The organism is Saccharibacillus endophyticus (assembly GCF_013185185.1).
Classification (GTDB): domain Bacteria; phylum Bacillota; class Bacilli; order Paenibacillales; family Paenibacillaceae; genus Saccharibacillus; species Saccharibacillus endophyticus.
This window is the reverse complement of sequence record NZ_JAAZWE010000011.1, coordinates 1-13,400: the sequence shown is the minus strand read 5'-3', so window position 1 is coordinate 13,400 and position 13,400 is coordinate 1. Positions and strand designations below refer to the sequence as shown.

The window sequence follows — 13,400 nt, the reverse complement described above, 5'->3', positions numbered from 1 at the left end:
GTAAGGAGTGGACATCACGTGAACATTCTATTCATGGGGCCTCCCGGGGCAGGTAAAGGAACACAGGCGCAGGTCATCGTCGATGCATTCGGCCTTCCTCATATTTCGACAGGCGATGCTTTTCGTTTGGCGATCAAAGAGGGAACCCCGATCGGGGTCAAGGCAAAAGAATACATCGACCAGGGCCTGCTCGTACCGGATGACGTAACGAACGGTATCGTCCGCGAACGGCTCAGTCAGCCGGATTGCGAAAAAGGTTTCTTGCTCGACGGATTTCCGAGAACTCTGCTGCAGGCCGAAGCATTGGATACTCTTTTGCTCGAATCTGGCCGTAAGCTTGATCATGTTGTTAATCTGAACGTGGACCCGGAGAAGCTTCTTGTCCGGATTACGGGTCGTCGAATCTGCAAAACTTGCGGAACGACTTACCATGTAGTCTTCAACCCGCCAAAGCAGGAAGGCGTGTGCGACAAAGACGGCGGCGAACTCTACCAACGTCCGGATGACAATGAAGAGAGCGTACGCACTCGGCTTGACGAGTATACAAGCAAAACGGCGCCTCTGATCGATTACTATGCAAACAAAGGCTTGCTGCGGCAGATCGACGGAGACCAGGAGATCGGTACGGTATCGGAAGGTATCCTGTCCGTACTGCGAGGTTAACTGTAATGATCATTTGCAAGTCCGAAACGGAGCTCGGCTTTATGAGAGAAGCGGGACGGATTGTGGCTGAGACTCACCGTGTATTGGCAAAAGCAATCAAGCCGGGCGTTACGACGGCCGAGCTCGATGCGCTTGCTGATGCGACCATCCGCAGCCAGGATGCGGTGCCGTCTTTCAAAGGCTATAATGGTTTTCCGGCTAGCATATGTGCTTCGATCAACGACCAGTTGGTACACGGATTCCCCAGTGGGCATAAGCTTCGGGAAGGCGATATCATCTCTATCGATATCGGTGCGCAATATCGGGGCTATCATGGCGATTCCGCCTGGACTTACCCGGTAGGGCAAATTTCCGATCAAGCTCAGCGATTGCTGGACGTTACGGAAGCCGCCCTGTACGCAGGACTGGCTCTTGTGAAGCCGGATGTGCGTCTGTTTACCATTTCGCATGCGATTCAGCGACATATCGAAGAGTCCGGAATGTCGGTAGTTAGGGAATATGTCGGTCACGGCATCGGCAGGGACCTCCATGAGGAACCTAACGTCCCGAACTACGGCATCGAGGGCCGCGGTCCGTTGCTTAAATCCGGCATGGCGCTGGCAATCGAACCGATGGCCATTCTCGGCGGAAGACAACTTCGGACGCTTGAGGATAATTGGACCGTCGTGACGGTGGACGGCTCATTGTGCGCTCATTTTGAGCACACGGTAGCAGTTACGCAAAACGGATTGGAAATTTTCACAAAATTGAGCGCGTAGGTGATAAACTTGAAAAAGGAACATCCCCTGCAGATCGGTCAACTCGTGAAGATCCGGAAAGGCCGCGATGCCGGGCAGGCGGCGGTGGTCGTAAGACTTGACGAGGAGCAGGGTATTTGGATCGCGGACGGACACAAACGCAAGTTTGATCGTCCGAAGAAGAAGAACCCGCTTCATTTAGAGTCTCAAATGACGATCAGCAGCGAAGTCGTAAACAGTTTGCAGGAGAGCGGAAGGGTGACGAATGCAAAGCTGCGTCATGCAGTGAACGTATTTATGGAGTCCGACGCACAGAATGCTAAGCAGAAAGGAGAATGATTATGGCCAAGGAAGATGTCATTGAAATCGAAGGCGTGGTTATCGAACCATTGCCGAATGCGATGTTCAAGGTGGAACTCGAGAACGGTCATCAAATTCTCGCTCACGTTTCCGGAAAGCTGCGCATGCACTTTATCCGTATTCTGACGGGAGACAAAGTGGTCGTACAGTTATCGCCTTACGATCTGACTCGCGGCCGTATCACTTATCGTAAGTAAGGATACGTCGCTTTTTGGATATACAACGTTCTAGTAGCTTGTCTCCTTTAAATATAGTAGGCTTATGTTTGTCTGAAACTTACACGATCTAGATGTGATTCAGTCAAACGCAGCCGTACATTTGGTTGAGACAAGATACGGTGCAGGGAGCGTTTGCGGCCTTGCCGACACGTTCCAGGCACGATCAAACCGAATGCTTTTGAGGAGGTAATAATCATGAAGGTTAGACCGTCGGTCAAACCAATGTGCGAAAAATGCAAAGTCATTCGTCGCAAAGGGAATGTCATGGTAATCTGCGAAAATCCGAAACACAAACAAAAACAAGGATAAATTAGAAGGGGGTGTAGCGTAATGGCTCGTATTGCTGGTGTAGACTTACCACGTGACAAACGCGTTGAGATCGCCTTGACTTATATCTTCGGGATTGGAAAAACAACTTCCCAAAAAATCCTGGGCCAAACAGGAATCAGCCCGAACACTCGTGTTCGCGATCTGACTGAGGATGAAGTAAACAAGCTGCGTGAATCGATTGACGCTAATGAAAAAGTTGAGGGCGACCTGCGTCGTGAAATCTCGCTGAACATCAAACGTCTGATCGAGATCGGATCTTATCGCGGTGTACGTCATCGTCGCGGATTGCCGGTACGCGGACAACGTACGAAAACGAATGCTCGTACTCGTAAAGGTCCTCGTCGTACTGTAGCGAACAAGAAGAAGTAAGAAAGGGGGATAACTGACAATGGCTAAACCGAAAAAAGTCGTACGTACGAAACGTCGCGACCGTAAAAATATCGAATCCGGCGTGGCACATATTCGTTCCACGTTTAACAATACGATTGTAACGATTACGGATCCGCACGGAAACGCGATCTCCTGGGCAAGCTCGGGCGGTCTCGGTTTCAGAGGTTCGCGTAAATCGACTCCATTCGCTGCTCAGCTGGCTGCCGAAACAGCTGCTAAAGCTGCAATGGAGCACGGTCTGAAAACTGTTGAAGTTATGGTTAAAGGTCCTGGCGCAGGTCGTGAAGCGGCTATCCGCTCCCTGCAAGCTACAGGTCTGGAAATCAACCTGATCAAGGACGTAACACCGGTTCCTCACAACGGATGCCGTCCTCCTAAGCGTCGCCGCGTATAGTAATCATAAGCATTGTGCATTCAGTATGCTTTGTTTCACGGAAGCGACGTTTTGAAGGAGGGGTATTGTAGTGATAGAAATCGAAAAGCCGAAAATCGAGACCGTCGAGATCAATGACGGAGGCACGTACGGAAAGTTCGTCGTTGAGCCTCTGGAACGTGGATACGGTACGACGCTTGGGAACTCGCTTCGTCGCATCCTGCTGTCGTCGCTTCCCGGCGCGGCGGTTACTTCGGTCCAAATTGACGGCGTTCTGCACGAATTCTCGACGATCCCCGGCGTTACGGAAGACGTAACGGAAATCATTCTGAATCTGAAAGCTTTATCGCTGAAGATTCATTCCGATGAAGAAAAGGTACTGGAAATCGACGCGGAAGGCGAAGGCCTGGTAACGGCTGGAGACATCCGCGCTGATAGTGATGTGGAGATCCTTAACCCGGATCTGCACATCGCCACTCTGGCACCGGGATCGAGACTGCATGTGCGCATCTTCGCAGGCCGCGGCCGCGGATATGTTCAATCTGTCAAAAACAAACGTGATGATCAGCCGATCGGCGTTATTCCGATCGATTCGATCTACACTCCGATTTCCCGCGTAAACTACGCTGTGGAAAACACTCGGGTTGGACAAGTCACAAACTACGACAAGCTGACGCTTGAAGTCTGGACAGATGGCAGCATTCGTCCGGAAGAAGCGGTTAGCCTTGGCGCCAAAATTTTGACCGAGCACGTGCTGCTCTTCGTAGGTTTGACCGACGAAGCTCGCGACGCGGAAATCATGGTCGAAAAAGAAGAAGACAAGAAGGAAAAAGTGTTGGAGATGACGATCGAAGAACTCGATCTCTCCGTACGTTCCTATAACTGTCTGAAACGTGCCGGCATCAATACGGTACAAGAGCTGACTACGAAGTCGGAAGAAGACATGATGAAGGTTCGCAACTTGGGCCGCAAGTCTTTGGAAGAAGTTCAAGAGAAGCTCGAAGAGCTTGGACTCGGTCTTCGTCAGGAAGACTAAGAACGAAGAGCATGATGTAGAAGGAGGGAAAAACATGGCATACCAAAAGTTGGGACGTAACTCCAGCGCTCGTAAAGCATTGCTTCGCGACCTGGTAACCGACCTGTTCCTGTACGAGCGTATCGAAACGACAGAAGCGAAGGCTAAAGAAGCTCGCTCTATCGCTGAAAAACTGATCACCCTTTCCAAACGCGGAGATCTGCATGCACGCCGCCAAGTGGCTGCATACGTTCGTCGCGAGACGGTTGACGGTGAAAAAGACGCTATCCAAAAGCTGTTCGCTGATCTGGCACCGCGCTACGCGGATCGTCCGGGCGGCTACACGCGCATCCTTAAACTGGGAGCACGCCGCGGCGACGCAGCACCTATGGTTTACCTGGAATTGGTTGACCGCGCTTAATAGCCGGTTTAACGGTTCGGGGCAGGGGTAACCCTACCATCAGGATTCCCGAGAAACGTATGCCGCCTGTTTAAGGCGGCAGAGCCGTTTCTTTTTTTTTGAACTCAGGACACGGTGAAGACATGGAGGTGATCCTTTTGCGCAACTTATGTATGACTCTCGCTTACGACGGAACGAATTATCATGGTTTTCAGACCCAGCCTGCCGGAAAGACCGTTCAGGACGAGCTTGAAGCCTCTATTCTGGCGCTGACCGGCGACAAGCCTAAAATCATTGCTTCGGGCCGTACAGATTCGGGTGTACATGCTTACGCTCAGGTATTCAACTTCCATACGTCTTCGCTGATCCCCGCGGATCGCTGGCCGCTCGCGCTGAATGCCCGATTGCCGCAGGATATCGTCGTGACCCGTTCTTGGGAGGTGCCTTTGGAATTCAACTCCCGGCATGCGGCCAAGCGCAAGACGTATCGTTATACGATCAACGCGAACCGCTATCCGGATGTATTTCAGCGGCATATGCAGTTTCATCATCCCGCGCCGCAGCTCAATATCGAAGCTATGCGGGAGGGACTGCAACAATTGGTAGGCACGTACGACTTTACGTCGTTCGCCTCCAGGTACTCTCAAAAGACCAATCACGTACGAACGCTGCTTGAAGCACGGATCGAAGTGGATACGACAACCTGCCGGCCGGGAACGGCCGATCAGGGGTTTATCCATATTTTCCTGACCGGGACCGGTTTTCTGCAGCATATGGTCCGTATCATTACGGGAACGCTGCTGCAGGTGGGAGAAGGCAAGCGTGCACCGGAAGATATGAAGACGATTTTGTTGGCTTGCGATCGCGCAGCGGCAGGACCGACCGCGGTGGGGAAAGGTCTCGCGCTCTGGAACGTCGATTATGGCGAACTGCTGCCCGAGTAGCCGAAAGTTCTTTGCGGAATTGATTGAAAATGTATTGCAGTTTAACCGGCTATCATGTAGAATAAAAGTTGTGTTTTCTTGAAGGCTTCCCACGGCCCCCAATCAAGAAAAACGCGCAGAATCATTTTGATTTAACTTTATCTATCCATGATCGCAAACATAAATCGTTCCGGCAGCCTCGGATCTTAGCCCGGCGGCATGGAACGTTCTGACACCGAAAAAGAATTTTATTGCAAAGATTAGAAGGAGGAACTTATTCATGCGTACTACCTACATGGCTAAGCCGAGCGAAGTTGAGCGCAACTGGCACATCATCGACGCCGAAGGCAAAACGCTGGGCCGTCTGGCTAGCGAAGCTGCTGCCCTCATCCGCGGCAAGCACAAAACCCAATTCACTCCTCACGTAGACGGCGGCGATTTCGTTGTTGTCATCAACGTTGAGAAAATTCACCTGACAGGCAACAAGCTTCAGGACAAGAAATACTACCGTCACTCGATGCACCCAGGTGGCCTGAAAGTAACAAGCGCAGGCGAAATGATCAAAAACAAGCCGGAACGTCTTCTGGAACTTGCCGTAGCCGGCATGCTTCCTAAAACTCGTATGGGCGACAGAATGAAACTCAGACTTAAAGCGTATGCCGGAGCAGAGCATCCACATGCAGCACAAAAACCGGAAGTTTACGAACTTCGCGGCTAAATAAAAGGAGGACCCTTTCATGGCAAATGTACAATACTATGGGACTGGTCGTCGTAAACATTCGGTAGCTCGTGTTCGCCTTGTACCGGGTGAAGGACGCATCGTCATCAACAAACGTGAAATCGACGAATACTTTGGTCTGGAGACGCTCAAACTGATCGTCAACCAACCGCTGAACCTGACTGAAACTGTTGGCAAGTACGATGTAATCGTACTGGCACACGGCGGTGGCACTTCGGGCCAAGCCGGCGCTATCCGTCACGGTATCTCGCGCGCACTGCTTAAAGCAGATCCAGAACTGCGCGGTTCGCTGAAAAAAGCGGGCTTCCTAACTCGTGACCCACGTATGAAGGAACGCAAAAAGTACGGCCTCAAAGCCGCTCGTCGCGCTCCACAGTTCTCGAAACGTTAATCCTTTTTGGATATCAAAACAGCCTGTTTCCGATTTGTTCGGAAACAGGCTGTTTTTTGTTTGCTTTAAATGACATAAGCCCGTTTGTTTGCAGCTTCCATAAGGCGTCCGTCTACGCCTCGGAGGCCGGAAACAAGCGGGCTTAAAATTCTTAGCAGTCAATCTTACAATTCAAACTTAGTAAGGGTTCGTTCCAGACTGGAAGTGCTTTGCTCAAGCGACTTGGTCGTTTTGGCAATCGTTTTTGAAGCCTCTAGCTGCTGGAGCGACAAGTCTTGCAGCGAAACGGTATAGTCGGCAGTGGCCTTCGAAATCGTGGAGATCTGCTCGACTGAAGCGGACACTTCCTCAGAACCGGCCAGAATTTGCTGGGCAGAAGCAGAGATCTCTTCCATATGAACGCTGATATCGTTGAATCGCGTAACCGTATGTTCGAACAATGCGCTGACTTTCGTAGAAAGTTCGCTGCTTTTTTGAATTTCCGTACTTTCTTGAGTCATGCGCTCTCCAATAGTGGCTGTTTCCTGGCTGATCTTGGACAATAGATCGACGACGTGTGAAGCGGAAGTGGAGGATAATCCGGCCAGTTTACGAATTTCACCCGCTACGATGGCAAATCCTGCACCTTGCTCTCCTGCCCGAGCAGCTTCGATCGAAGCATTTAAGGCAAGCAAGTTCGTTTGATCCGCGATATTCGTAATCGCCTGAAGGACAGGACCCACTTCATTCATATAGAAATGGAGGGTTTGTACCGAGTCGGAAGTATGTCCAACCAGCTGCGACATTTCCGTAATCTGCTTTTGCAGCCCATCCATTGAAGATTTACCTTGCGTTGCGGCATCCAGAACTTCCATTGAGGCATTGGATACATTTGCTGAAGAGTGAGTCACGCGTTCAATGGCGGAAGTAATCTCTTGCATTGATCTTGCACAGTCTTCGGCGCCTGCATATTGATTATTGGCTTCAATCGTGAGCGTAGCGGCAGATTGGTTTAGCTCGTTATTCATATGAAGCAAGAGATTAGCCTCGGAGGTAAAGCGATGCGAGGATTGAACCAATGTCTGCGTCGTCTCCTGCATGTCTCGCATCACATCACCCAGTGTTACGCCTAATCGTGCACTCATTTTAACCATAGCTTCATAGGTCTGACCGATTTCGTCTTTGGAAGTCTTACCTACCGTACTCAATACCTGGTTGGCTTTTCCGATTTCACCGTCTGCTATAGCTTGGGCCCCTTTTACGATGATACCGAGCGGCTTTATAGCCCGATACAGGAACACGACAATCACAGTAAAGATAATCAAGGTTATGCCTGTCATGAGGATATAGAATAAAAAGCTGCTATCGATAAATTGGTTGGAGATCTGATTAGCTACACTGACGTCCGTATCGATGCCCAGCACCCCGATTATGGCGCCGGAGGAATCTCGGATCGGAACGTAAGCCGAAATATAATTTCCGTATTCAGGATTCACGATGATTCCCGTACTGGCGGTTTCGCCTTTTAACAGCTTTTCGATCGCTTCTTCCGGAATATCGGTCACTTCTCCGATCGGCGACGCGCTGTCCGAATCGGCAGGCTGTCCGTCGATAAGAAGGATCGGCTGCTTGTCCTCGTTGATGCTTACCGTATAAACGTACATCGCTCCGATTTCGCTTCGATATTGATCGAGCCGTTGACGGATCTGCCAATATAAATCGTTTTCTACAGCGTCGGATAAATACGATTTGTACTGCTCGGCGTCAAATTGCGCGGCAAAGGCTTCGGCCATTTTCATGTTGAAGCTGCTGATGGTGTACTCGCTTGCTTTTTTGACATTTTCATTTTGCATGTAAACGAATGTGGTGAAGAGAATTGCCAAAACAAGAAAGATAATCATGGATAGCTTTACCGCGAGTTTCTTGGTGATTAGGGACATGAGTGCCACCTTCCTGAATTTTCTGAGTTCATTGTACTATGCTTTATGCATCTTGTGAGAAAAGAGTTAACAGGCAAGCAAAATATTTCTTTTTAAATTTGAAGCAACCTCTACCCTAAAAAAGTTTTTCTCATTTTGAAATAAAGATTGATTGTTCACGTGGAAAGATTTATACTTATAAATAATTCAGATTAGAATAGTTGGTTTTACACGCTAAAGGACTACACACTTATCTGCTAACCATGTCTCAACCGCTTCCCGATCGGCTTGATCCTTTTTCGCTGCTGCCTTACGGGATGCTTTATTTTATTCAATCAATTCGCCATTCAGAGATGGAGGGTCTTTACGATGAATTTGCTGGAAAAAGAAGAGTTTGCCCGTATTAAAGCTGAAGAGTTGGAACATTTGAGCGCCGAGGAAGTTATTCGTTTTGCCACGCAGCAGTATTCGAGCCTGACTTTTGCATGCAGCTTCGGCGCCGAGGACGTTGTGATCGTCGACATGCTGCAGCATATCAGCCCGTCTACCGATATCTTTTACCTGGACACCGACTTTCATTTCCAAGAAACGTATGACACCCGCGATCGGATGGTCGACCGTTACGGCTTGGACTTCGTGCGCGTCGCCCCGTTGATTACTCCCGAAGAGCAAGCCGAGAAGCATGCTCCCGAGTTGTGGACGTCCGACCCCAACCTCTGCTGCAATATCCGCAAGGTTGAGCCCCTCACTCGCAATTTGTCCCGCTACGATGCTTGGATTACCGGTATTCGCCGCGACCAAGCCCCGACGCGTGCCAATTCGAAAAAAGTCGAGTACGACTACAAATTCGGCCTCATGAAGTTCAATCCGCTCGCGGACTGGACTAGCGAAGACGTCTGGAAGTATATCCGCGATAACGACGTTATTTATAACCCCTTGCATGATCGCAACTTCCCGAGTATCGGATGCGAACAGTGCACCCGTCAGGTTATGCCCGGAGAAGATCCGCGCGCGGGGCGTTGGTCGGGAAACGACAAGACCGAGTGCGGCCTGCATAAGTAAGGGGAGCCTGTCATTTAAACGATCAACCATTCAATAAAGGAGCGACTGCCGATTATGACTTCCATCAAGCCGCACGGCGGCACTTTGATTAACCGTCTCGCCGAAGGTCAAGAACGCGAATCCCTGCTTGCCGAAGCAAAAGGACTGCGTCAAATTCCGATCAATGCCTGGGTGCTGTCCGATCTCGACTTGATTGCCGTAGGCGCTTTTTCCCCATTGACCGGATTCCTGAACGAAGAAGATTATCATAGCGTGGTTAGCAAGATGCGCCTGGCAGACGGTACGGTGTGGAGTATTCCAATCACGCTTCCGCTGGAAGGGGCAGAATCTTCGCTTGTAGGCGAACGCGTAGCGCTTGTGGGGGAAGATGACGGCGTCATATACGCGATCCTTCATGTGGAAAGCGTCTATACGATTGATCGCAATATTGAAGCGGTGAACGTGTTTAAAACAGACGATCCCGAACATCCCGGCGTGAAAAAACTGTTCGAACGCCCTTTGGAGCGAATCGGAGGATCGGTACAGGTGCTCAATCGTCCGCAGCCGGAGCGCTTTAACGAGTTTTACTTCGATCCGTCCGATACGAGAAAGCAGTTTGCGGAAAAAGGATGGAAAACCGTCGTCGGCTTCCAGACCCGCAATCCGGTACACCGTGCACACGAGTACATTCAAAAGTCTGCTCTCGAAACGGTAGATGCGCTGTTCCTCAACCCGCTTGTAGGCGAGACGAAGTCGGATGATGTTCCGGCAGACATTCGCATGCGCAGCTACCTCGTTCTGTTGGAGAACTACTATCCTGCGGCGCGGACGTTCCTGGGCGTATTCCCGGCGGCGATGCGCTATGCAGGTCCGCGGGAAGCCGTTTTCCATGCGATCGTGCGTAAAAATTATGGCTGCACCCACTTTATCGTCGGACGCGACCATGCCGGGGTAGGCGACTACTATGGTACGTATGAGGCGCAGGAGATCTTCTCCAACTTCCAACCGGAAGAACTGGAGATCACGCCGCTCTTTTTCGAACACAGCTTCTTCTGCACGCATTGCGGCAATATGGCGACAAGCAAAACCTGCCCGCATGGCAAAGAAAAGCATCTCACCTTATCGGGAACCAAAGTACGTGCCCTGCTGCGTGGAGGAGAATGCCCGCCGCCGGAATTCACGCGTCCGGAGGTGGCTGAGGTTCTGATCGAAGGCATGCGTGACCGGGTAGCCGAGCAAGTTTAAAACAAAACAATTCATTCTGCTTAAGTACCGAATCGTTTTCCTTAAAGGGAGCGGTTCGGTCTTTTTGTTTCATGTATAATGAGAAAGAGATTTCCCGTAACAGAGGAGAGAGGATGAACAGCATGGTAACGAGAGAAGAAGTTGTGGAAGCGCTTGAAGCGGTGATGGACCCTGTCTATCGTGTACGTTTATCCGACCTGCGGTTGATCCGCGACGTCGTGATTCGGGATGAAAAAGTGTCTCTTAGCGTCGTGTGCCTGCAATCCGGAGAGGAAGTCCGTCAGGGCTTGGAGACGCAGATTCGCTCCGTTTTGCAATCGCTGGCCGTTGAAGATGTTCGAATCCGTTTCAAAGAAGCTACGGAGATGGAGAAAGAACGTAGTCTGGCTATCATCGAAGATAACCGTACAGATCGCGATGCCGTGGAAAGCGACGATGACCCGGTATTGGTAAAAGGTCACGCGGCGGGCTTGGAGGATCTTCCGATATTAAGCCCTGATTCGCCGACTACGTTCATCTCTATCGCGAGCGGCAAAGGCGGAGTGGGCAAATCGACCGTGGCGGTTAACCTGGCTGTGGCTTTGGCGCGCGAAGGCAAAAAGGTCGGGTTGATCGATGCGGACATTTATGGTTTCAGCGTACCGGACATGATGGGGATCGAGGAAGGGCCTGAGGTCGTCGACGGTCTTTTGTATCCGGTAGAACGCTTTGGCGTTAAGGTCATGTCGATGGGCTTCTTTATCCGTGAAAATAATCCGGTTGTGTGGCGGGGCCCGCTGTTGGGAAGAATGCTGAGACAGTTCTTCGAGGAGACGGATTGGGGCGAACTGGATTACATGCTGCTGGATCTGCCTCCGGGAACGGGGGATGTTGCGCTGGACGTGCATCAGATGCTGCCTCAGAGCAAACAGATCATTGTGACTACGCCTCACGGAACCGCAGCGTTTGTCGCGGCCCGTGCGGGAGCCATGGGATTGCAAACCGGTCACGAGATCCTTGGAGTCGTGGAAAATATGGCGTACTACGAGAAAAACGGAGAACGGGATTATATATTCGGACGCGGAGGCGGCGGTCGTTTGGCTGAAACGCTGCATACCGGACTATTGGGACAAATTCCGCTAGGCGTTCCGGATAACCATATCTCGGAGCCCGATTTCTCGCCTTCCGTATATAAGGCCGAGACGGAGACCGGCGGCATGTACGGAGAAATGGCACGTGCCGTCATCGAAAAGACGTCGCTGGGCGGAAATAAGCAATAACGGGGAGGCATGCCATGAAGACGCTGTCGTTTGTGAGCTTTATCAAAGGATTGGCTCAAAATAAAGGGTATATGCTGGCGGCGACGGTGCTATTCATCGCAGGGATTGCCATGGGCGCGATTTGGGCGGATGACCTGCAACGTCTGCTTCTTTCGCAGCTTGAAGGATTGCAGACGGTGGCGCAATCGCTGGAGGAATCGGAGAACGTTGAGTTGAGCTTCTTCACCTTTATCTTTTTTAACAATTCCATCAAAGCTGTTCTGGTCATGCTGTTCGGCGCCTTTTTGGGATTGGCTCCTTTCGGATTCTTGCTGCTTAACGGCATGGTATTGGGCTTTGTCGTGGAAGTGGCTCGGAGACAGGGACAAGATATGGGAGAGTTGATCTTCCAGGGCTTGCTGCCTCACGGAATTATCGAGCTGCCCGCGATCGTCATTGCCTGCGGTTACGGGCTGAGGTTCGGCGGACTGGTGATCGGAAGCCTTTTCAGTCTAGGAAGTTCAAAAAGGGATCAGCTCGCGCTTAGATGGGAGACGGCGATGAAGCAGATGCTCGGTGCCGCGGTATGGATCGTCATCTTGTTATTCGTTGCGGCTATCATTGAAAGCACGCTGACTTATCATTTGCTTCGTTAATACGTAGACCGAGAGAGTCTGCGGTGATAGGTAGAGGGTTCGATCCAATAGGGTTTTGTAAACTTTTACGCACCGGAGAGTTATCCCTGCTTCATTTTGGGTTAAATCAAAGTTGAAATGGTAATTCAATGTTGATGAAGCCGGAAGGAGGGACAGTAATGCTCGGAATGATGTTCAACGAGATGGAGTGCAAGGAATTTGGCTACGTGCTGCGCAAAGAGTTGGATGAGATGTTGTTCGACTTGAGCGATAAGCGCCTGGATCAAAATATGCGGGAGTCCATTTCTAAACGATACCAAACGATCTTTCAAATGTATGCGAGAGTTGCGCCTCCCAAGGAGCTATCTAAGTATGTACGGGATAAGCGGCATAGCGGAGAGCGATAACTCCTGCACAAGGCGATGCTAAAACGAGAAAAGCGGTCGGGAACCCCCGTACCGCTTTTGGTATATTCTAAAGGAAAGAAGAGGCGAAGAATGCTTTGTGAAAAGCCGTGAATGTTTATTGAAAAAAGTGTTGACTTGCTATGTTGCTCTGTGGTAAATTATTAATCGGCTCTTCGAGAGAAGGCCATCACAACAAGCCGGAAAACAAACACTGAAAAAGAATTTAAAAAAAGTGCTTGACGAACTGCTTGGAACTGTGATAGGATATAAAAGTCGCCGCTGAGACATACGGCGCCGAACTAAAGAAACAAATCAACACGGTTTGCTCCTTGAAAACTGAACAGTAAGTGAGTCGCGATGATGAAGATCATCGTGAGAATATAGATTCTTGAGCAAT

At 50.5% G+C, this 13,400-nt stretch carries 18 protein-coding genes; 17 read left to right on the top strand and 1 reads right to left on the bottom strand.

What is annotated here, in order from left to right:
- Nucleotides 1–18: 18 nt before the first annotated feature.
- The 12 genes from HRQ63_RS24550 to rpsI all read left to right on the top strand — a co-directional run bounded on the left by HRQ63_RS24550 (nucleotide 19) and on the right by rpsI (nucleotide 6,539).
- Nucleotides 19–663, top strand: coding sequence for an adenylate kinase (locus tag HRQ63_RS24550; RefSeq protein WP_172247780.1), 645 nt, complete (start codon nucleotides 19–21; stop codon nucleotides 661–663).
- Between the two features lie 5 nt (nucleotides 664–668).
- Nucleotides 669–1,421 carry a type I methionyl aminopeptidase gene (gene map / locus HRQ63_RS24545; RefSeq protein ID WP_172247779.1) on the top strand — a complete coding sequence of 251 codons (753 nt, stop codon included), beginning with the start codon at nucleotides 669–671 and terminating at the stop codon, nucleotides 1,419–1,421.
- Between the two features lie 9 nt (nucleotides 1,422–1,430).
- Nucleotides 1,431–1,739 (top strand): KOW domain-containing RNA-binding protein, encoded by a 309-nt coding sequence (locus HRQ63_RS24540; protein ID WP_172247778.1) that lies wholly within the window; start codon nucleotides 1,431–1,433, stop codon nucleotides 1,737–1,739.
- A 2-nt stretch (nucleotides 1,740–1,741) separates the two neighbouring features.
- Nucleotides 1,742–1,957, top strand: coding sequence for a translation initiation factor IF-1 (gene infA / locus HRQ63_RS24535; protein ID WP_018978345.1), 216 nt, complete (start codon nucleotides 1,742–1,744; stop codon nucleotides 1,955–1,957).
- 216 nt (nucleotides 1,958–2,173) lie between these two features.
- Nucleotides 2,174–2,287 (top strand): 50S ribosomal protein L36, encoded by a 114-nt coding sequence (gene rpmJ, locus HRQ63_RS24530; RefSeq protein ID WP_037291536.1) that lies wholly within the window; start codon nucleotides 2,174–2,176, stop codon nucleotides 2,285–2,287.
- Between the two features lie 21 nt (nucleotides 2,288–2,308).
- Nucleotides 2,309–2,677 carry a 30S ribosomal protein S13 gene (gene rpsM, locus HRQ63_RS24525; protein WP_172247777.1) on the top strand — a complete coding sequence of 123 codons (369 nt, stop codon included), beginning with the start codon at nucleotides 2,309–2,311 and terminating at the stop codon, nucleotides 2,675–2,677.
- A 19-nt stretch (nucleotides 2,678–2,696) separates the two neighbouring features.
- Nucleotides 2,697–3,092: a 30S ribosomal protein S11 gene (rpsK, locus tag HRQ63_RS24520; protein ID WP_037291530.1), complete on the top strand. Its 396-nt coding sequence runs from the start codon at nucleotides 2,697–2,699 to the stop codon at nucleotides 3,090–3,092.
- 70 nt (nucleotides 3,093–3,162) lie between these two features.
- Entirely contained in the window at nucleotides 3,163–4,107 is a 945-nt protein-coding gene (locus tag HRQ63_RS24515; RefSeq protein ID WP_037291528.1) for a DNA-directed RNA polymerase subunit alpha, read from the top strand.
- Between the two features lie 34 nt (nucleotides 4,108–4,141).
- Complete coding sequence (gene rplQ, locus HRQ63_RS24510) at nucleotides 4,142–4,507, top strand: 50S ribosomal protein L17 (RefSeq protein ID WP_037291525.1); 366 nt, start codon at nucleotides 4,142–4,144, stop codon at nucleotides 4,505–4,507.
- Between the two features lie 137 nt (nucleotides 4,508–4,644).
- Nucleotides 4,645–5,430, top strand: coding sequence for a tRNA pseudouridine(38-40) synthase TruA (gene truA / locus HRQ63_RS24505; protein WP_172247776.1), 786 nt, complete (start codon nucleotides 4,645–4,647; stop codon nucleotides 5,428–5,430).
- Between the two features lie 259 nt (nucleotides 5,431–5,689).
- Nucleotides 5,690–6,127 carry a 50S ribosomal protein L13 gene (gene rplM / locus HRQ63_RS24500; protein WP_172247775.1) on the top strand — a complete coding sequence of 146 codons (438 nt, stop codon included), beginning with the start codon at nucleotides 5,690–5,692 and terminating at the stop codon, nucleotides 6,125–6,127.
- A 19-nt stretch (nucleotides 6,128–6,146) separates the two neighbouring features.
- The gene (rpsI, locus tag HRQ63_RS24495) at nucleotides 6,147–6,539 is read left to right on the top strand and encodes a 30S ribosomal protein S9 (RefSeq protein ID WP_037291520.1); all 393 of its coding nucleotides are present in this window, start codon (nucleotides 6,147–6,149) and stop codon (nucleotides 6,537–6,539) included.
- A gap of 164 nt (nucleotides 6,540–6,703) precedes the next feature.
- Here the strand turns inward: rpsI and HRQ63_RS24490 are convergent, their stop codons facing one another.
- Nucleotides 6,704–8,458 carry a methyl-accepting chemotaxis protein gene (locus tag HRQ63_RS24490; RefSeq protein ID WP_229714348.1) on the bottom strand — a complete coding sequence of 585 codons (1,755 nt, stop codon included), beginning with the start codon at nucleotides 8,456–8,458 and terminating at the stop codon, nucleotides 6,704–6,706.
- Nucleotides 8,459–8,806: 348 nt separating this feature from the next.
- On the opposite strand from HRQ63_RS24490, the gene HRQ63_RS24485 reads away from it, so the two are divergent.
- The 5 genes from HRQ63_RS24485 to HRQ63_RS24465 all read left to right on the top strand — a co-directional run bounded on the left by HRQ63_RS24485 (nucleotide 8,807) and on the right by HRQ63_RS24465 (nucleotide 13,003).
- Nucleotides 8,807–9,499 carry a phosphoadenylyl-sulfate reductase gene (locus HRQ63_RS24485; protein WP_172247773.1) on the top strand — a complete coding sequence of 231 codons (693 nt, stop codon included), beginning with the start codon at nucleotides 8,807–8,809 and terminating at the stop codon, nucleotides 9,497–9,499.
- Between the two features lie 54 nt (nucleotides 9,500–9,553).
- On the top strand, nucleotides 9,554–10,723 hold the full coding sequence (sat, locus tag HRQ63_RS24480; RefSeq protein ID WP_172247772.1) for a sulfate adenylyltransferase: 1,170 nt from the start codon (nucleotides 9,554–9,556) through the stop codon (nucleotides 10,721–10,723).
- Nucleotides 10,724–10,845: 122 nt separating this feature from the next.
- Complete coding sequence (locus HRQ63_RS24475; protein ID WP_172247806.1) at nucleotides 10,846–11,982, top strand: Mrp/NBP35 family ATP-binding protein; 1,137 nt, start codon at nucleotides 10,846–10,848, stop codon at nucleotides 11,980–11,982.
- Nucleotides 11,983–11,996: 14 nt separating this feature from the next.
- The gene (locus HRQ63_RS24470) at nucleotides 11,997–12,617 is read left to right on the top strand and encodes a stage II sporulation protein M (RefSeq protein ID WP_172247771.1); all 621 of its coding nucleotides are present in this window, start codon (nucleotides 11,997–11,999) and stop codon (nucleotides 12,615–12,617) included.
- 158 nt (nucleotides 12,618–12,775) lie between these two features.
- Nucleotides 12,776–13,003, top strand: coding sequence for a hypothetical protein (locus HRQ63_RS24465; protein WP_037291510.1), 228 nt, complete (start codon nucleotides 12,776–12,778; stop codon nucleotides 13,001–13,003).
- Nucleotides 13,004–13,400 lie beyond the last annotated feature (397 nt).